This window comes from Kitasatospora sp. NPDC018619, assembly GCF_044391605.1.
Taxonomy (GTDB): domain Bacteria; phylum Actinomycetota; class Actinomycetes; order Streptomycetales; family Streptomycetaceae; genus Kitasatospora.
In genome coordinates, this window is the sequence record NZ_JBISAI010000013.1 from 11,227 (window position 1) to 28,558 (window position 17,332).

Here is a 17,332-nt window from a genome sequence, read left to right on the forward strand (position 1 = left end):
GGCCGCGGCGGCCGGGCACGGTGACGGGCGCCGGTGCCCCCGGACGGCGAGGCATAACCTACCGACCCGCCGCCGGGCCGCGCACCGCGGTTCCGTTTCGGTTGCGGATCCGGAACCGAAGGCGGGGGCACCGAAGCCCGCGGCCCCGGCCTCCCGGTGGGGAGGACGGGGCCGCGGGCTTCGAGCGGTGGGGCTTCGGCGCGTCAGAGCGCGAAGACCTCCTCGACCAGCGCCTGCTGCTCGGCGGCGTGCCGCTTGGCCGAGCCGACGGCCGGGGACGAGGCCGCGGTGCGGGCGACCCGGCGCAGACGGGCGTCGCCGCCGGTCCGGCCGATGACCACCTGGAGGTGGTCGACCAGGTTCATCGCGATGAACGGCCAGGCGCCCTGGTTGGCCGGCTCCTCCTGCGCCCAGACGAACTGGACGTTGTCGCCGTAGCGGGCCAGCTCCTCCTGGAGCTCGGCCACCGGCAGCGGGTAGAGCCGCTCGACCCGGACGATCGCGGTGTCGGTGACGCCGCGCTCGGTGCGGGCCGCCTCCAGGTCGTAGTAGAACTTGCCGGCGGTGATGACCACCTTGCGGACCTGCGCCGGGTCGACGGTGGAGTCGCCGATGACCGGGCGGAACGAGCCGGACAGGAACTCCTCGGTGGCACTCGCCGCGGCCTTCAGACGCAGCATCGACTTCGGGGTGAAGACGACCAGCGGCTTGTGGTGCGGGTTGTGCGCCTGCCAGCGCAGCAGGTGGAAGTAGTTCGACGGCAGGGTCGGCATGGCGACCGTCATGTTGTTCTGCGCGCACAGCTGGAGGAAGCGCTCCGGGCGGGCGGACGAGTGGTCCGGGCCCTGGCCCTCGTAGCCGTGCGGCAGCAGCAGGGTGACGCCGGAGTGCTGGCCCCACTTCTGCTCGGCGGAGGCGATGTACTCGTCCACCATGGTCTGCGCGCCGTTGACGAAGTCGCCGAACTGCGCCTCCCACATGACCAGCGCGTTCGGGCGGGTCAGCGAGTAGCCGTACTCGAAGCCCATGGCCGCGTACTCCGACAGCAGGCTGTCGTAGACGGTGTAGCGGGCCTGGTCCTCGGTGAGGTACTGCAGCGGGGTGTAGTCCTCGCCGGTCTTGCGGTCGATCAGGACGGCGTGCCGCTGGCCGAAGGTGCCGCGGCGGCTGTCCTGGCCGGCCAGGCGGACCGGGTGGCCCTCCATCAGCAGCGAGCCGATGGCGAGGGTCTCGCCCATGGCCCAGTCGATGGTGTTGTCCTCGACCGAGGCGGCGCGGCGCTGGAGCTGCGGCAGGAGGCGCGGGTGGACGGTCAGCCAGTCCGGCAGGTTGACCTGCGAGGCGGCGATCCGCTTGACCATCTCCTGGGAGATGCCGGTCCGGATGGAGACCGGGAAGTCGGCGACCGGCTTGCCGGCGGTGGTGTCGGCCGGCGCCTGGGCCGCGTCGCGGACCTCGGCGAAGACCTTCTCCAGCTGGCCCTGGAAGTCCTGGAGCGCCTGCTCCGCCTCTTCCATGGTGATGTCGCCGCGACCGATCAGGCCCTCGGTGTACAGCTTGCGCACCGAGCGCTTCTTGTCGATCAGGTCGTACATCAGCGGCTGGGTGAACGACGGGTTGTCGGCCTCGTTGTGACCGCGGCGGCGGTAGCAGATGAGGTCGATCACGACGTCCTTGTGGAACGCCTGGCGGAACTCGAAGGCGAGCCGCGCGACGCGGACCACGGCCTCCGGGTCGTCGCCGTTGACGTGGAAGATCGGGGCCTCGATCATCCGGGCCACGTCGGTGCAGTACATCGAGGAGCGCGAGGACGCCGGGGCGGCGGTGAAGCCGACCTGGTTGTTCACCACGACGTGCACGGTGCCGCCGGTGCGGTAGCCGCGCAGCTGCGACATGTTGAGGGTCTCCGCGACGACGCCCTGGCCGGCGAAGGCGGCGTCGCCGTGGATCTGGATCGGCAGCACCGGGAAGGTCGTGCCGCCCTGGTCCAGGATGTCCTGCTTGGCGCGGGCGATGCCCTCGACGACCGGGTCCACGGCCTCCAGGTGGGAGGGGTTCGCGGCGAGCGAGACCTTGATGGTCTCGCCGTCCAGGCCGGTGAAGGTGCCCTCGGCGCCCAGGTGGTACTTGACGTCGCCGGAGCCGTGCATCGACTTCGGGTCGAGGTTGCCCTCGAACTCGCCGAAGATCTTGCCGTACGGCTTGCCGACGATGTTGGCCAGCACGTTCAGGCGGCCGCGGTGGGCCATCCCGATGACGGCCTCGTCGAGGCGGTGCTCGGCGGCGGCGTCGATGGTGGCGTCCAGCAGCGGGATGAGCGACTCGCCGCCCTCCAGCGAGAAGCGCTTCTGCCCGACGTACTTGGTCTGCAGGAAGGTCTCGAAGGCCTCGGCCGAGTTCAGCCGGCGGAGGATCCGCAGCTGCTCCTCGCGCTCGGGCTTCGAGTACGGCTTCTCCAGGCGCTCCTGCAGCCACTTGCGCTGCTTCGGGTCCTGGATGTGCATGTACTCGACGCCGACGGTGCGGCAGTACGTGTTGCGCAGCAGGCCGAGGATGTCGCGGAGCTTCATCATCCGCTGGCCGCCGAAGCCGCCGACCGCGAACTCGCGCTCCAGGTCCCACAGGGTGAGGCCGTGGGTGGTGACGTCCAGGTCGGGGTGCTTGCGCTGCTTGTACTCCAACGGGTCGGTGTCGGCCATCAGGTGGCCGCGGACCCGGTAGGAGTGGATCAGCTCCATGACGCGGGCGGTCTTGTTGACCTCGTCGTCGTGGGTGGTGGCGACGTCGGTCGCCCAGCGGACCGGCTCGTACGGGATCCGCAGCGACTCGAAGATCTCGTCGTAGAAGCCGTTCTCGCCGAGCAGCAGGCGGTGGATCTCGCGCAGGAACTCGCCGGACGCCGCGCCCTGGATGACGCGGTGGTCGTAGGTCGAGGTCAGCGTCATGATCTTGGAGACGCCCAGGCGGGACAGCGTCTCCGGGGCGGAGCCCTGGAACTCGGCCGGGTACTCCATGGCGCCGACGCCGACGATGGTGCCCTGGTTCTGCATCAGGCGCGGCACGGAGTGCACGGTGCCGATGCCGCCGGGGTTGGTCAGCGAGACCGTGACGCCGGTGAAGTCGTCCATGGTCAGCTTGTTCGCGCGGGCCCGGCGGACGATGTCCTCGTAGGCCTGCCAGAAGCCGAAGAAGTCGAGCGTCTCGGCCTTCTTGATGGCCGCGACGACCAGCTGGCGGTCGCCGTTCGGCTTGACCAGGTCGATGGCCAGGCCGAGGTTGACGTGCTCCGGCTTGACCAGGAAGGCCTTGCCGTCCTCCACCTTGTAGCTGTAGTTCATGCCCGGGGCGGCCTTGATGGCCTGGACCAGGGCGTAGCCGATCAGGTGGGTGAAGGAGACCTTGCCGCCGCGGGCGCGCTGCAGGTGGTTGTTGATGACGATGCGGTTGTCGATCAACAGCTTCGCCGGCACGGCGCGGACCGAGGTCGCGGTCGGCACCTCCAGCGAGGCGTCCATGTTGCTGGCGACGGCCTTCGCCGGGCCGCGCAGCTGGACCAGCTCGGGGCCGGCGGTGGCGGCGGGCGCGGCCGGAGCCGGGGCGGCGGCCTTGGGGGCCGGGGGCGCGGCGGGCGCGGCGGCGAGCGGGGCCGGGGCGGCGGCCGGAGCCGGCGCGGGAGCGGCCGGAGCGGCGGGCGCTGCCGGAGCAGCGGCTGCGACGGCGGGCGCGGGGGCAGCGGCAGGGGTCGGCGCGGGGCCGGCCTGGGTCGCGGCCTGGGTCACTGGGGTCACCTCGGTACCGGGCTTGTAGTCGGCGAAAAAGTCCCACCAGGCTCGGTCGACCGAGTTCGGGTCCTGGAGGTACTGCTGGTAGATCTCGTCGACGAGCCACTCATTGGGGCCGAAGCCACTGGAGCTTGCCGAGCTGTTGGGGGTTTCAGGGGACTGTGGCGACACGGCGGCAACCGCCCTCTTCCGCTTCCTTTTGGGATGTTTGGACAGCGGGGATTAAGGCTACGCCCCTGACCAGTGATCGCGCAGTCCCCGAGGCCCAGGCGTCGCCCAGATCACAGTGCTGACCTGCACTTTGGCTGAAAAAGTGCGTTAGAAAGCCGCATCTGAGGGGAACCGATCGGCGCCGAACAGGTCCTATACCCGGACGAAACCGGACAAAAACTCGGTCGAATCTGCTAGTGATCTTCGTAGGCGTCTGTGTCGGATCTGTGACAAATGTCCCGACCGTCGCCCTGGCGCGGCCCGGGCAGCCGGACCTCGATCCGGCAGCCCCGCGGCGACTCGGCCACCGCGATCCGCCCGCCGTGCAGGTCCACCGCCCAGCGGGCGATGGCCAGGCCCAGGCCGGTGCCGCCGTCGGCGCCCGGCCCGGCGGCGGTCGCGCTGCCGCTGCGGCTGAACCGGTCGAAGACCCGGGTGCGGTCGGCCGCCGGGATGCCGGGGCCCTCGTCCTCGACCTCCAGCAGCAGGCCGCCCTCCTCGCCCTCCGGCCGCGCCCGGACCGTCACGGTGCCGCCGGGCGGGGAGTGCTTGCAGGCGTTGTCGACCAGGTTGGCGACCACCTGGTGGAGGCGTTCCGGGTCCGCCACGCCGGTCAGGCCGGTCGGGCTGACCTCCAGGGCGAGCCGGACGTCCCCGCGCCGGGAGAAGGCGCCGCCGGCCGTGGCGCCGTCCACGGTGACCCCGCGCAGCACGCCGTCCAGGAACTCGCGCACCTCGAAGGGGCGGGCGTCCAGGGCGACCACGCCGTCGTCGATCTTGGAGAGGTCGAGCAGGTGGGTGACCAGGCGGCCGAGCCGCTCGGTCTGCTCCAGCGCCGCCTCCAGGGTGGCCGGGTTGGGCTGCACCACGCCGTCCACGACGTTCTCCAGGACGGCGCGCAGTGCGGCGATCGGCGTGCGCAGTTCGTGCGAGACGTTGGCGACCAGCTCACGGCGGTGCCGGTCGGCGGCCTGGAGGTCGGCGGCCATGGCGTTGAAGGCGGCCGCCAGCTCGCCGATCTCGTCGCGCGAGCCCACCTCGACCCGGCGGCTGTAGTCGCCGGACGCCATCGCGCGGGCGGCGGCCGTCATCTCGCGCAGCGGGGAGGTCAGCCCGTGCGCGAGGAACTGCATGAAGAGCAGCGAGGCGATCATGGAGAAGACCATGATGATCCGGATCTGGGTCTCGGACCGGATCGCCACGACCACCATCCCGGTGGCCAGGAACACGGAGACGACCACGAGCAGGGCGAGCTTGCCCTTGATCGAGCGGACCGGGTCGAGCGGCCGGATGTCGGCCCAGACCCGGCGGGCGGCGCGGGCGGCCAGGTTCTGCGGCCGCGTGCCGTCGGATTCCCCGTTGCGTTGCTGTGGAAAGGTCATTGTCCCCTGTGGTCCCCGCGTTGTCCCCCCGCGTGGTGGCACGGCGTCGGCCGGACACGGGCCCCCGGCGGCCCGTCGCCCGTGCGAGGCCGTCAGGAGAGCGGGGCCTCCAGGGCGTATCCGACGCCGTGGACGGTGCGGATCCAGCTGGCGCCGATCTTCCGGCGCAGCGCCTTGACGTGGCTGTCCACGGTGCGGGTGCCGGACGCGTCGGTCCAGTCCCAGACCTCGGCCAGCAGCTGCTCGCGGGTGAGCACGGCGCGCGGCTGGGCGGCCAGGCAGGCGAGCAGGTCGAACTCGGTCGGCGTCAGGTGGACGTCGCCCGAGGCCAGCCGGACCCGGCGCTGCACGTGGTCGATCTCCAGCTCGCCGAACCGCAGGCTGCCCAGCGCGGGCGTGCGGGCGGCCTGCTGGGCGCGCTCGACGCGGCGCAGCAGGACGTTGACGCGGGCGGCCAGCTCGCGCATCGAGAACGGCTTGGTCATGTAGTCGTCCGCGCCCACGCCGAGGCCGACCAGCAGGTCGGTCTCGTCGTCGCGGGCGGTCAGCATGAGCACCGGCACCGGGCGCTGGGCCTGGATCCGGCGGCACACCTCCAGGCCGTCGAAGCCGGGCAGCATGATGTCGAGGACCACCAGGTCCGGCTGCCAGGTGTGGAAGCCGTCGACGGCGCCGGGGCCGTCGTGGGCCACGGCGACCTTGAAGCCCTCGGCGCCCAGCCGGGCGGCGATCGACTCGGCGATCGTGGGCTCGTCCTCCACCACCAGGACTCTGCGCTGGCTGCTCACAGTGCCACCGGTGTTGTGGTTGTCCTGCTGAATCTCTGTCACGGTCACGCCACCGCCCCCAGGGCTGCGGGCCGGCCACCTGTGGGGATGGCGGGCTCCGCTCGTAGTCTTGTTCCGTCGTGGACTGTGCCGGGTCCGCCGTCCCGCCGCGCGATCGGGAGCCGAGGACGGATGGTCGGCCGCCCCCTTCTCCCGCGCACTTCGCAGCGTACGGACAGCGGATGCTTCCCGGCAGGTGGACCGGACGTTTCCGGCCCGTGGGCCGGCTGTCGGGCCGCCCTCGGACCCACTGCACGAGTGGGCACGGGCCGATACCTTACCCGGCGAATTTTCACTGCGTAACGGTACGTATGCAGTCCAGTTGACGCCAAGTCGCCGGTCAGAGGCCCTGCTGCCGCGTTCGCGCGAACAAGGTCTGGACCAATACGGGGAATCCGGCGGTCCGCTACGGCGACGGTCTTCACGGGCTTTTCCCAGGTGCCTCTCAGAACCTCGACGTACCGTGGCCGCGGCGGCGCCCGGGCGGGCGGAATCCGCGGTGCGCGCCGGTACGTTGGTCACCCGGCGAGGGCGGTGGCTGCGGTGTGGAGCGGAGGCGCGATGGCGGGCAGCGGGCGGGGCGCCGACGGGAGCGGGGCCGCGGGAGCGCCGTACGGAATGCTCCGCCTCGGGCTGCGCACCGGGGTGCTGGAGTGGCTGCTGGAAAGGGTGCCGACGCCCCGCTCGACGCCCTTCACGATCGGATATCTCGCGGTCGTCGGGGCCACGTCGACCTTTGCGGCGCTCGCCGATCCGGAACTCGTCCAGCGTTTGCGGGAGGCCTCCAGTTCGGACGGGCACAACCTGCTCGAACACCCTTTGCGCGCCCTTGTGCTGAGCGGGTTCTGGGTGGCCGGCGAGGCGTGGATGCCGTACCTGTGGGGATTCGCCCTCACCCTCGCGCCGCTGGAGCGCAGGGTCGGCCCGGCCCGGGCGGCGGCGGTGTTCGCGGCCGGGCACGTCGCGGCGACGCTGCTCTCCCAGGGCGTGGTGATCACCGCGGTGGAGACCGGGCGGATGGCGCCCGAGGCGATGGACCACCTGGACATCGGGGTCAGCTACGGCGTGCTCGCCTGCCTGGGCGCGATGGCCGGGCTGCTCCCCTGGCGGGGGCGGCTGCTCGCGCTGGGCGGCGCCGGTCTGATGATCGCCGAGCAGATCGCCGCCGACCGGGACGTGGTCACCGGGGTGGGGCACCCGGCCGCCGTGCTGACCGGGGTCGCGCTGTGGCGCTGGCTGCGCCGGGCCGGGCGGCGCCCGCCGAGGCCGCGTCCGGCCGTCGCGGCGGCCCCCGGCGGCGCGGCCGCGCGGGTGCGCCCGGCGCGTTGACGCCGCCGCCCGGGCGGCGGCGCCGCGGGCGGGCGGCCTCCTTCAGGATCCCTTGAGGTGTGCTTGAGGCCCTTTTGACGGAGCCGGGCGCGGTGCCGGGCGGGGCGGATGCCGTTCGCTCTCGGCGAACGGGGTGTCGGGAACACCCGGCCGCCGCTCAGCCTTAGTCAGGTCGACTCAAGTTCACTGACTGGGGAGAGATCATGGCATCGACGTCCACACCGCTCACCCTGCCCGTGCTGCCGCTCGACGACGAGGTCGTCCTGCCGGGCATGGTCGTGCCGCTGGACCTGAAGGACACCGAGGTGCGCGCCGCGGTCGAGGCCGCCCGGGCCGCCGCCGCCGGCACCGGCAAGCCGCAGGTCCTGCTGGTCCCGCGGGTGGACGGCTCGTACGCGGCGGCCGGCACGCTGGCCACCGTCGAGCAGGTCGGCCGGCTGGCCGACGGCGACCCGGCCGCGCTGGTGCGCGCCGTGCGCCGGGTCCGCATCGGCGTCGGCACCACCGGCCCCGGCGCCGCCCTGTGGGTCGAGACCACGCCGTTCCGGGAGTCCTCGGTCGGCACCCCGGTGGCCGGCCGGGCCGCCGAGCTGGTCAAGGAGTACAAGGCGCTGTCCACCCAGTGGCTGCGCCGGCGCGGCGCCTGGCAGGTCGTCGACCGGGTGGCGCAGATCGAGGGCGTCGGCGAGCTCGCCGACAACATCGGCTACGCGCCCTTCGTGACCGCCGAGCAGAAGCTCAAGGTGCTGCTGGAGGCCGACCAGGTCGCCCGGCTGGAGTACGCGCTCGCCCTGCTGCGCGACCACCTCGCCGAGGAGGAGGTCAACGACACCATCCGCAAGGACGTCGAGGAGGGCGTGGCCAAGCAGCAGAAGGAGTTCCTGCTCCGCCGCCAGCTGGAGGCCGTCCGCAAGGAGCTGGCCGAGCTGAACGGGGCCCCGGCCGACGAGGAGGGCGACTACCGCGCCCGGGTCGAGGCCGCCGACCTCCCGGAGAAGGTCCGCGAGGCCGCGCTCAAGGAGGTCGACAAGCTGGAGCGGGCCTCCGACCAGTCCCCCGAGGGCTCCTGGATCCGCACCTGGCTGGACACCGTCCTGGAGCTGCCCTGGAACGAGCGCAGCGAGGACGCCTACGACATCGCCGGCGCCCGGGCCGTCCTGGACGCCGACCACGCCGGCCTGGCCGACGTGAAGGACCGGATCGTCGAGTACCTGGCCGTCCGCAAGCGCCGGGCCGACCAGGGGCTCGGGCTGGTCGGCGGGCGCCGGGGCGGAGCCGTGCTCGCCCTGGTCGGCCCGCCCGGCGTCGGCAAGACCTCGCTCGGCGAGTCGGTGGCCCGCGCCATGGGCCGCTCGTTCGTGCGGGTCGCGCTCGGCGGCGTCCGGGACGAGGCGGAGATCCGCGGCCACCGGCGCACCTACGTCGGCGCGCAGCCCGGCCGGCTGGTGCGGGCGATCAAGGAGGCCGGCTCGATGAACCCGGTCGTCCTGCTCGACGAGATCGACAAGGTCGGCTCCGACTACCGGGGGGATCCGGCCGCCGCCCTGCTGGAGGTGCTGGACCCGGCGCAGAACCACACCTTCCGGGACCACTACCTGGAGGTCGAGCTCGACCTCTCCGACGTCGTCTTCCTCGCCACCGCCAACGTGCTGGAGGCCATCCCCGAGCCGCTGCTCGACCGGATGGAGCTGGTCCGGCTGGACGGCTACACCGAGGACGAGAAGGTCGTCATCGCCCGCGACCACCTGCTCCCGCGCCAGCTGGAGAAGGCCGGCCTGGCCGGCGGGCAGGTCACCGTGGACGAGCCCGCGCTGCGCAGGCTCGCCGGGGAGTACACCCGGGAGGCGGGCGTGCGCACCCTGGAGCGCTCGATCGCCCGGGTGCTGCGCAAGATCGCCGCCCAGGCCGAGCTGGGCGAGCGCGAGCTGCCCGTCGCGGTCGGCGCGCAGGACCTGCGCGCCCTGATCGGCCGGCCGCACCACGTCCCGGAGTCCGCCCAGGAGCCGGCCGAGCGCCGCACCGCCGTGCCCGGCGTGGCCACCGGCCTCGCCGTGACGGGCGCCGGCGGCGACGTCCTCTACATCGAGGCCTCGCTGGCCGACGCCGAGACCGGCGGCACGGGGCTGACCCTCACCGGGCAGCTGGGCGACGTGATGAAGGAGTCCGCGCACATCGCGCTCTCCTACCTGCGCTCGCGCGGGGCCGAGCTGGAACTGCCCGTCACCTCGCTGCGCGACCGCGGCGTGCACCTGCACATCCCGGCCGGGGCCATCCCCAAGGACGGGCCGAGCGCCGGCATCACCATGACCACGGCGCTGGCCTCGCTGCTCTCGGGCCGCAGGGTGCGCACCGACGTGGCGATGACCGGCGAGGTCTCGCTGACCGGCCGGGTGCTGCCGATCGGCGGCGTGAAGCAGAAGCTGCTCGCCGCCGACCGGGCCGGGGTCACCACGGTGATCATCCCCAGGCGCAACGAGGCCGACCTGGACGACGTCCCGGCCGAGGTGCTGGAGCGGCTCACCGTCCACCCCGTGGCGGACGTGCGCGAGGTGCTGGAGCTGGCGCTGGAGCCGGCCGGGGCGGCGGTGCTGACGGCCGCCTGAGCAGTGGCCCGGGCCGCCCCGAGCGGCGGCCCGGGCGCCGGTGGGCCGCAGGGCCGACGGCACCCCCGCGTGCGAGACTGCGGAGGTGCCGTCCCCCACGCAGCGCGCGCTGGCCCGGGTGCCCGCCCGGCTGCGCCCCTTCCTGGTGCGCCACCGCCGGCTGGTGAAGTTCCTGCTGGTCGGGAGCGGCTGCTTCGCGCTCACCACGGTGATCGACTTCGAGCTGAAGTTCACCGTGCTGGAGCACAAGCCGGTGGTCGCGCTGACCGTCGCGACCGTGATCGGCACCGTCGTCTCGTACGTGCTGAACCGCCGCTGGGCCTTCCGCTCCGCCGGCCGGCAGCGCGAGGCCCTGGCGTTCGTGCTGGTCAGCGTGGTGGCGATCGCCGTCAACGACGTGCCGCTGGCCGTCTCCCGGTACCTGCTGGACCTGCGCGAGCCGTACATCGGGCCGTTCCGGCAGGAGGTCGCGGACTTCTTCAGCGGGATGGTCGTCGGCACCTTCGTGGCGATGCTGTTCCGCTACTGGGCGATGCGGCGGTGGGTCTTCCCGGCCGCCCGGACGGCCCCGACCGAGCCCGCCCCGCGGCCCGCGACGGTACGCCCGGAACCCGGTTACGCTGCACCCGAGATGCCAGGGGATGTGCCGTAAAGGGGCGAGGTGAGCCTTGTGCACGAGCCGGACCCGGCCCGGACCGGGCCCGCCAGCCAGCAGGGGATGCGCCGGGCCAACCTGGCCCTGGTGCTCGGGACGATCGCGAGTGGGCCGCGTTCGCGCGCCGAGGTGGCCGCCCGCACCGGGCTGACCAGGGCCGCCGTCTCCTCGCTCGCCGAACAGCTGCTCGCCGCCGGGCTGGTGGTCGAGGAGGGCCCCGCCGCGCCCAGCGGCAAGGTCGGCCGCCCCGGCACCGCCCTGGGGCTCAACCCGGCCGGGCCGGGCGGCCTGGGCGCCGAGATCGGGGTGCGGCACCTGGGCGCCTGCGTCGTCGACCTGCGCGGGGAGGTCCGCGCCTGGCGGCGCCGGGAGGTCTCCAACCACGGCCGCGAGCCCGCCGCCGTGATGGCCGACCTGGCCGCCCTGCTGCGCGCGGCCGTCGCCGAGTCGGGGCTGCGCCCGGCCGCCCTCACGCTGGCCGTGCCCGGGCTGGTCGGCACCTCCGGCACGGTGCTGCGGCGCGCCGCCAACCTCGGCTGGCAGGACGTCCCGCTGGCCGCCGCCCTGCGCCCCGCGCTGCGGGAGGCCGGGGAGGGCCTGGCCGGGCTGCCGATCGAGGCGGACAACGAGGCCAACCTCGGCGGACTGGCCGAGCGCTGGCTGGGCGAGGGCCCGGAGGACTTCCTGTACGTCTCCGCCGAGGCCGGGGTCGGCGCGGCGATCGTGGCCGGCGGCCGGCTGCTGCGCGGCTCGGGCGGCTTCGCCGGCGAGTTCGGCCACGTGCCGGTCCACCCGGACGGCCCCCGCTGCGCCTGCGGAGCGCACGGCTGCCTGGAGCAGTACTCGGGGGAGGAGGCGGTGCTGCGGGCGGCCGGCCTGAGCGGCGCCCGGGGCGACTGGGTGGAGCTGCTCGCCGACCGCGCCGGGGCCGGGGACGCGGACGCCCTCGCGGCGCTGGCCGGGGCCGGGGCGGCGCTCGGCACCGCGGCGGCCGGGGCCGTCAACCTGGTGGACCCGGCCGAGGTGGTGCTGGGCGGCGGCTACGCCCGGCTGGCGCCCTGGCTGCTGCCCGCGATGCGGGCCGAACTGACCGCCCGGGTGGCGGTGCGGCCGTGGTCCGGGGAGCGGCTGACGGTCTCCCGGCTGGGCCGCCGGGGCCCGCTGCTGGGCGCGGCGGTGCGGGTCGTCCGGGCCATCGTGGCCGATCCGGAGCCGGCCGGGTAGGGCCGCCGGGGAACGCCGGAGCCCCCGGCCGGGCGGCCGGGGGCTCGGTGGCGCGGGGCGGGGCTCAGGCCTCGACGGACTCCGGCGCGCGGGCGCCGGAGCGCGGGCCGCGCAGCACGGCCAGCAGGGCGACGCCGATGCCGACCAGCGCCCAGACCACCATGACCAGGATCGGCAGCCCCAGGTTGGTGGAGCCGAAGTAGGCGATCGACTTGGCGGCGGAGGTGCCGGCGCCGTTCGGGATCCAGGAGCCGATCGCCCGCCAGAACGGCGGCGTCATCGGCGCCGGGTAGACCCCGCCCGCGCTCGGGTTGCCGAGCACCACGAAGATCAGCACCGCGACGCCGATGCCGAGGATGTCGAACAGGCACTGGAGCGCCATGGTGAACGCGCCGACGGCGAACACCACCAGGGCGCCGACGGCGCTCAGCGCCACGACCGAGCCGGGCAGGGCGTCCAGCACCGGTCCGGCGATCACCGTGCCGAGCAGGCCGGCGCCCACCGAGTACACCGCGAGGACGCCGAGGCGGATCAGCAGGCGGTTGGCGTTGGCCGGCTTGGAGCCGGCGCTGATGCCCAGGATCGAGGCGACCAGGTAGCCGCCGACGCACCAGCCGATCACCAGGTAGAAGGCGGAGAGGCCGTTGTTGTCGCCCTTGGCGAGCGGCACCACGTCCTGGACCTTGACCGTGCGGCCCTGGCTCTGGTCGATCCCGGTGGTGATGGACTCGGCCGCCTTGGCGGCGGCGGTGCCGCGGGCGCTGCCGACCAGCAGGGTGTCCTGGGTGGAGGTCGGGTCCACGACCAGCGCGGCGTAGAGCTTCTGGTCCTTGATCTGCTGGGTCGCCGTCTCGGCGTCCGGCGCGGTGACGGCCCGGACGGCGTCGTTCGGCACCGACTCCAGCGCGCCGACCAGCTTGGGGGCGACCTGCGGCGGGGCGACCACCGCGATCGAGAGGTTCTGCGGGGTCGGCTTGTGCAGCGCCCCGATGTAGGAGGTGATGAAACCGAGCTGGAGAAGCAGCACGCCGATCACGAGCAGTGCCGCGCGCGGGGTGACCGCGCTCTTCAGGTCGGCGACGAAACCCTGCCCCGGGGCTGCCATCCACATCTCCTTGCGTAAGGGGAAAAAACGGTACTTCCAGAACCGATACTTCATACCATGAAGTAGTTGGCTTGTCGCACCTTCCGCGCCGGGGGCCCGGCCGTGTCGCTGCGCGATACTGGCGCGGTGAGTGACGAGGAACCGCTGGTGGCGGTGGAGCGCGAGGTCGCGCTGATGTTCCGGCGGGGCCGGGCCAGAGTGGCGGAACTCTCACGGAGGGTGCACCCCGGCCTGGAGGGGATGGCGTACAGCCTGCTCGGGTACATCGAGCAGGCGGGGCCGGTGCGGGTGACCGACGTCGGCGTGCACTTCTCGATCGGCAAGGGGACGGTGAGCCGGCAGGTCCGGACGCTGGAGGAGCTGGGCCTGGTCGCCCGCGAGGCGGACCCGCTGGACCGCCGGTCCGCGCTGTTCTCGCTCACCGAGGACGGGCGGCGGCGCTACCTGTCCGCGCAGGGCCTGCGGATGCGGCGGGTGCGCGAGGTGATGGGCGGGTGGTCGCCGCAGGACGTGGCCCGGTTCGCGGAGCTGCTGCACCGCTTCAACGACGTGCTGGAGGAGCCGCCGGTCGACTGACCGGGCGCCCGTCGGCGGTGCGGCCGGGCCCCTGGCCGGGGACTTTACTTGCCCTTGAAGAAAGTTGCCTTATTCAACCATCTCGTTTTATGGTTGCTTACGGCAACGAAATTTCATGATCCGCGCACCCGCACGCTTGCCCGCCTGCGCCCCGCACGCCTCGCCGAAGGACCCAGATGACCGTGACCACCGAGGCCGCGAGCGGAACCGCCGCCGCGACCGACAGTCCACAGATGACGCACCGGCAGGTGATGGAGGCACTCTCCGGCCTGCTGCTCGGCCTGTTCGTGGCCGTGCTCTCCTCGACCGTCGTCTCCAACGCCCTGCCGCACATCCTGGCCGACCTGCACGGCGGCCAGTCCGCGTACACCTGGGTGATCACCGCAGCCCTGCTCACCCTCACCGCCTCCACCCCGATCTGGGGCAAGCTCTCCGACCTCGTCAGCAAGAAGCTGCTGCTCCAGATCGCCCTGGTGATCTACATCGGCACCTCGGCGCTGGCCGGCCTCTCGCAGAACACGGCCGAGCTGATCGCCTGCCGGGCCCTCCAGGGCATCGGCGCCGGCGGCGTCGTGGCGCTCGGCCAGATCTGCCTGGCCGCGATGGTCCCGGCCCGCGAGCGCGGCCGGTACAGCGGCTACTTCGGCGCGGTCTTCGCGCTCGCGACCATCGGCGGCCCGCTGATCGGCGGCGTCATCGTGGACACCTCCTGGCTGGGCTGGCGCTGGTGCTTCTACGTCGGCATCCCGTTCGCGCTGGTCGCGATCCTGGTGGTGCAGCGCACCCTCAAGCTGCCGGTGGTCAAGCGCAAGGCGAAGATCGACTACCTGGGCGCGCTGGTCATCACCGGCGCCGTCAGCCTGCTGATGATCTGGATCACCCTGGCCGGCAAGAACTACGCCTGGCTGTCCTGGCAGACCGCGGCGATGGTCGGCGGCGGCGTGGTGCTGGGCGCCCTGGCCGTCGCGATCGAGCGCCGGGCCGCCGAGCCGATCATCCCGCCGAGCCTCTTCCGGTACCGCACCGTCACCCTGGCCGCCGTCGCCAGCGTGCTGGTCGGCGTCGGGATGTACGGCGCGACCACCTTCCTCAGCCAGTACTTCCAGCTGGCCCGGGCCAAGTCCCCGACCATGGCCGGGCTGATGACCCTGCCGATGATCCTCGGCCTGGCGGTCTCCTCCGCGGTGGCCGGCCGGCTGATCACCAAGTACGGCAGGTGGAAGGCCTACCTGGTCTCCGGCACCGCGCTGCTCGCCGTCGGCTTCGGCCTACTGGGCACCGCCCGGGTCGACACCGACTACGCGCTGCTCTGCGTCTACATGGCGATCACCGGCGTCGGCCTCGGCCTGACCAGCCAGAACCTGGTGCTCGCGGTGCAGAACACGGTGCCCCGGCACGAGCTCGGCGCGGCCAGCTCGGTGGTCACCTTCTTCCGCACCATGGGCGGTGCGATGGGCGTCTCCGCGCTCGGCGCGCTGATGAACAACAAGGTCGGCCACTACCTGGCCGAGAACCTGGCCGCGGCGCACGTCCCGGCCTCGCCCGCGGCCTCCGGCGGCGGCATCCCGGACCTGGCCAAGCTGCCCGCCCCGATCGTCCCGCTGGTGACGGACGCCTTCGGCCACGGCGTCGGGACGGTCTTCCTGTGGGCCGCCCCGTTCGCGGCGCTGGCCTTCGTCACGGTGCTCTTCATCCGGGAGACGGCGCTGAAGACCACCACCCAGGAGGGCTGACCGGCCGGCGGGGCGGCCTCGGCCGCCGGGACGCGCCAACGGGCCGGGGAGTGCGCGGAGCACTCCCCGGCCCGTTCGGGTCCGGTACGGCGGCGGCCCGGTGGCCCGGGCGCGGCCGTACGGTCAGTGGCCGGCGATCAGCGGCCGTACGGTCAGTGGCCGGCGATCAGCGACAGCCCGTAGAGGACGGCCCCGCCGCACAGCGCGAAGCAGACGTACGCGCCGGCCAGGGCGAGCCTGCCGCCGGCCGCGGAGCCGGCGGTGCCCTGGCCGGCGCTCACCGCGGCCTCGCGGCGGGCCAGCGCCAGGATTCCGAGCGCGAAGACGGCGACCACGGCGACGGTGACGCCGAAGCTGATCCCGGCCGTCTGGGCCAGGGCGTTCCACTTGATGTGCATGGTGCGTGCTCCTCAGCCTGCGGCGCTCAGGCCGCGACCGTGGTCGTGGCGGGGGTGGGGGTGTTCGCGGTACCGGCCGGTGCGACCTCGACCGGGGTGACGTCCACGTCGTTGACGTTGTCCGCGCCGACCGGCTGGCGGCGGGAGACCACCCACATCGCCGCGGACCCGGCCACCAGCACGGCGCCGACCAGGGCGATGCCCCAGTTGCCCTGCTCGGCCAGCAGGGCCGCGCCGCCGGAGACCACCGCGGCGGCCGGCAGGGTCAGGCCCCAGGTGTAGACCATGCGGCGGACCAGGCTCCAGCGCAGCTCGCCCTTCGGACCGCCGAGGCCGGCGCCCATGATGCCGCCGGAGCAGACCTGGGTGGTGGAGAGGCCGAAGCCCATGTGCGAGGAGGTCAGGATGACCGTCGCGGCGGCCGACTCGGAGGCGAAGCCCTGCGGCGGGCGGATGTCCGCCAGGCCCTTGCCCATGGAGCGGATGATCCGCCAGCCGCCCATGTAGGTGCCGAGCGCGATCGCGGCGCCCGCGGAGACGATCACCCAGGTGGGGGGCAGCGCGCCGTGCGGCAGGGCGCCGACCGAGACCAGGGTCAGGGTGATGATGCCCATCGTCTTCTGGGCGTCGTTGGTGCCGTGCGCGAGCGAGATCAGCGAGGAGGAGAACACCTGGCCGGTCCTGAAGCCCTTGTCGGTGGCCGCGGCGTCGCCCTTGCGGGTGATCGCGTAGGCCAGCTTGGTGGCGCCCCAGGAGGCCAGGCCGGCGACGAACGGCGAGGCGACCGCCGGGATGAGGATCTTGGTGACCACGGTGTCGAAGTTGACGCCGTTCATGCCGACGCCGACGATCGTGGCGCCGATCAGGCCGCCGTACAGGGCGTGCGAGGAGCTGGACGGCAGGCCGCGCAGCCAGGTCAGCAGGTTCCAGAGGATCGCGCCGGCCAGGGCGGCGAAGATGATCTCGGGATGGACGCCGGCCTTCTCGTTGACGATGCCGCCGGAGATGGTGGTGGCGACCTTCACGGACAGGAACGCACCCGCGAAGTTGAGCAGGGCCGCGATGGTGACCGCGACCTTCGGACGAAGGGCCCCGGTCGCGATCGCGGTGGCGGCCGCGTTGGCGGTGTCGTGGAACCCGTTGGTGAAGTCGAAGGCGAGCGCCGTGATGATCACAACGGCCACCAGGAACGAGATGTGTTCCATACCCAAACAATCGTCGTAGTTGTCGCACGGACGTTGATGACGTCGCGACCGTAGGTCTGCTTGGTAAACGGAAGGTGAACGGGGCCGGGAATCGTGGTTCCGCTGGTTGACCCATGGTGACCACAGGGTTTCGTCGGAGTGACCTAGGGTGCGCTGAACTGGACATTAGCGAAGAACGCGCCGGTTCGACCCGTTTTGCTGAGAGCTGTCTCACAGATCAATCGAGAATTAACCTCCCGGTCCGCGTGCGCCCTGTTTCCGGCGAGTAACCCGTGGGAGGATCTGCGGGATCCGGGAAGCCGG

Annotated in this window: 12 protein-coding genes; 6 read left to right on the forward strand and 6 right to left on the reverse strand. The window is 72.9% G+C overall.

Translation table 11 applies throughout. From position 1 onward, the window contains the following. Window positions 1-203: 203 nt before the first annotated feature. The 3 genes from ACH5AR_RS21225 to ACH5AR_RS21235 form a co-directional block, all read right to left on the reverse strand. Complete coding sequence (locus ACH5AR_RS21225; RefSeq protein WP_396303002.1) at window positions 204-3,953, reverse strand: multifunctional oxoglutarate decarboxylase/oxoglutarate dehydrogenase thiamine pyrophosphate-binding subunit/dihydrolipoyllysine-residue succinyltransferase subunit; 3,750 nt, start codon at window positions 3,951-3,953, stop codon at window positions 204-206. A 233-nt stretch (window positions 3,954-4,186) separates the two neighbouring features. Beyond that, on the reverse strand, window positions 4,187-5,374 hold the full coding sequence (locus ACH5AR_RS21230; protein WP_396303003.1) for a sensor histidine kinase: 1,188 nt from the start codon (window positions 5,372-5,374) through the stop codon (window positions 4,187-4,189). Window positions 5,375-5,466: 92 nt separating this feature from the next. Next, a complete protein-coding gene (locus ACH5AR_RS21235) occupies window positions 5,467-6,204 on the reverse strand; it encodes a response regulator transcription factor (protein ID WP_030057574.1) in 738 nt (245 codons plus the stop codon). Window positions 6,205-6,819: 615 nt separating this feature from the next. Between ACH5AR_RS21235 and ACH5AR_RS21240 the strand changes: the two genes are divergently transcribed. From ACH5AR_RS21240 to ACH5AR_RS21255, 4 genes are all read left to right on the forward strand, one after another. Then, on the forward strand, window positions 6,820-7,530 hold the full coding sequence (locus tag ACH5AR_RS21240) for a rhomboid-like protein (RefSeq protein ID WP_396303004.1): 711 nt from the start codon (window positions 6,820-6,822) through the stop codon (window positions 7,528-7,530). Window positions 7,531-7,733: 203 nt separating this feature from the next. Next, window positions 7,734-10,133 (forward strand): endopeptidase La, encoded by a 2,400-nt coding sequence (lon, locus tag ACH5AR_RS21245; RefSeq protein ID WP_396303005.1) that lies wholly within the window; start codon window positions 7,734-7,736, stop codon window positions 10,131-10,133. A gap of 85 nt (window positions 10,134-10,218) precedes the next feature. Beyond that, window positions 10,219-10,785, forward strand: a complete 567-nt coding sequence (locus ACH5AR_RS21250) for a GtrA family protein (protein WP_396303006.1) — start codon at window positions 10,219-10,221, stop codon at window positions 10,783-10,785. Window positions 10,786-10,851: 66 nt separating this feature from the next. Next, a complete protein-coding gene (locus ACH5AR_RS21255; protein WP_396303198.1) occupies window positions 10,852-12,012 on the forward strand; it encodes an ROK family protein in 1,161 nt (386 codons plus the stop codon). Window positions 12,013-12,076: 64 nt separating this feature from the next. Here the strand turns inward: ACH5AR_RS21255 and ACH5AR_RS21260 are convergent, their stop codons facing one another. Continuing rightward, window positions 12,077-13,117, reverse strand: a complete 1,041-nt coding sequence (locus ACH5AR_RS21260) for an ABC transporter permease (RefSeq protein WP_396303007.1) — start codon at window positions 13,115-13,117, stop codon at window positions 12,077-12,079. Window positions 13,118-13,243: 126 nt separating this feature from the next. Here ACH5AR_RS21260 and ACH5AR_RS21265 point away from each other — a divergent pair, with 126 nt between their 5' ends. After that, on the forward strand, window positions 13,244-13,693 hold the full coding sequence (locus tag ACH5AR_RS21265; protein ID WP_396303008.1) for a MarR family winged helix-turn-helix transcriptional regulator: 450 nt from the start codon (window positions 13,244-13,246) through the stop codon (window positions 13,691-13,693). Window positions 13,694-13,869: 176 nt separating this feature from the next. Next, window positions 13,870-15,426 carry an MDR family MFS transporter gene (locus ACH5AR_RS21270; protein ID WP_396303009.1) on the forward strand — a complete coding sequence of 519 codons (1,557 nt, stop codon included), beginning with the start codon at window positions 13,870-13,872 and terminating at the stop codon, window positions 15,424-15,426. A 152-nt stretch (window positions 15,427-15,578) separates the two neighbouring features. On the opposite strand, the gene ACH5AR_RS21275 is transcribed toward ACH5AR_RS21270, so the two are convergent. Both ACH5AR_RS21275 and ACH5AR_RS21280 read right to left on the reverse strand, forming a co-directional pair. Next, a complete protein-coding gene (locus ACH5AR_RS21275) occupies window positions 15,579-15,824 on the reverse strand; it encodes a hypothetical protein (RefSeq protein WP_396303010.1) in 246 nt (81 codons plus the stop codon). 26 nt (window positions 15,825-15,850) lie between these two features. Next, a complete protein-coding gene (locus ACH5AR_RS21280; RefSeq protein ID WP_396303011.1) occupies window positions 15,851-17,029 on the reverse strand; it encodes an anion permease in 1,179 nt (392 codons plus the stop codon). Between the last annotated feature and the right edge of the window lie 303 nt (window positions 17,030-17,332).

What these genes read in the sequence shown, in the direction of transcription:
- ACH5AR_RS21230 (WP_396303003.1), bottom strand. Translation starts at nt 5,374, where the DNA reads ATGACCTTTCCACAGCAACGCAACGGGGAATCCGACGGCACGCGGCCG.
- ACH5AR_RS21240 (WP_396303004.1), top strand. Translation starts at nt 6,820, where the DNA reads ATGCTCCGCCTCGGGCTGCGCACCGGGGTGCTGGAGTGGCTGCTGGAA.
- lon (WP_396303005.1), top strand. Translation starts at nt 7,734, where the DNA reads ATGGCATCGACGTCCACACCGCTCACCCTGCCCGTGCTGCCGCTCGAC.
- ACH5AR_RS21255 (WP_396303198.1), top strand. Translation starts at nt 10,852, where the DNA reads ATGCGCCGGGCCAACCTGGCCCTGGTGCTCGGGACGATCGCGAGTGGG.
- ACH5AR_RS21260 (WP_396303007.1), bottom strand. Translation starts at nt 13,117, where the DNA reads ATGGCAGCCCCGGGGCAGGGTTTCGTCGCCGACCTGAAGAGCGCGGTC.
- ACH5AR_RS21270 (WP_396303009.1), top strand. Translation starts at nt 13,870, where the DNA reads ATGACCGTGACCACCGAGGCCGCGAGCGGAACCGCCGCCGCGACCGAC.
- ACH5AR_RS21275 (WP_396303010.1), bottom strand. Translation starts at nt 15,824, where the DNA reads ATGCACATCAAGTGGAACGCCCTGGCCCAGACGGCCGGGATCAGCTTC.
- ACH5AR_RS21280 (WP_396303011.1), bottom strand. Translation starts at nt 17,029, where the DNA reads ATGGAACACATCTCGTTCCTGGTGGCCGTTGTGATCATCACGGCGCTC.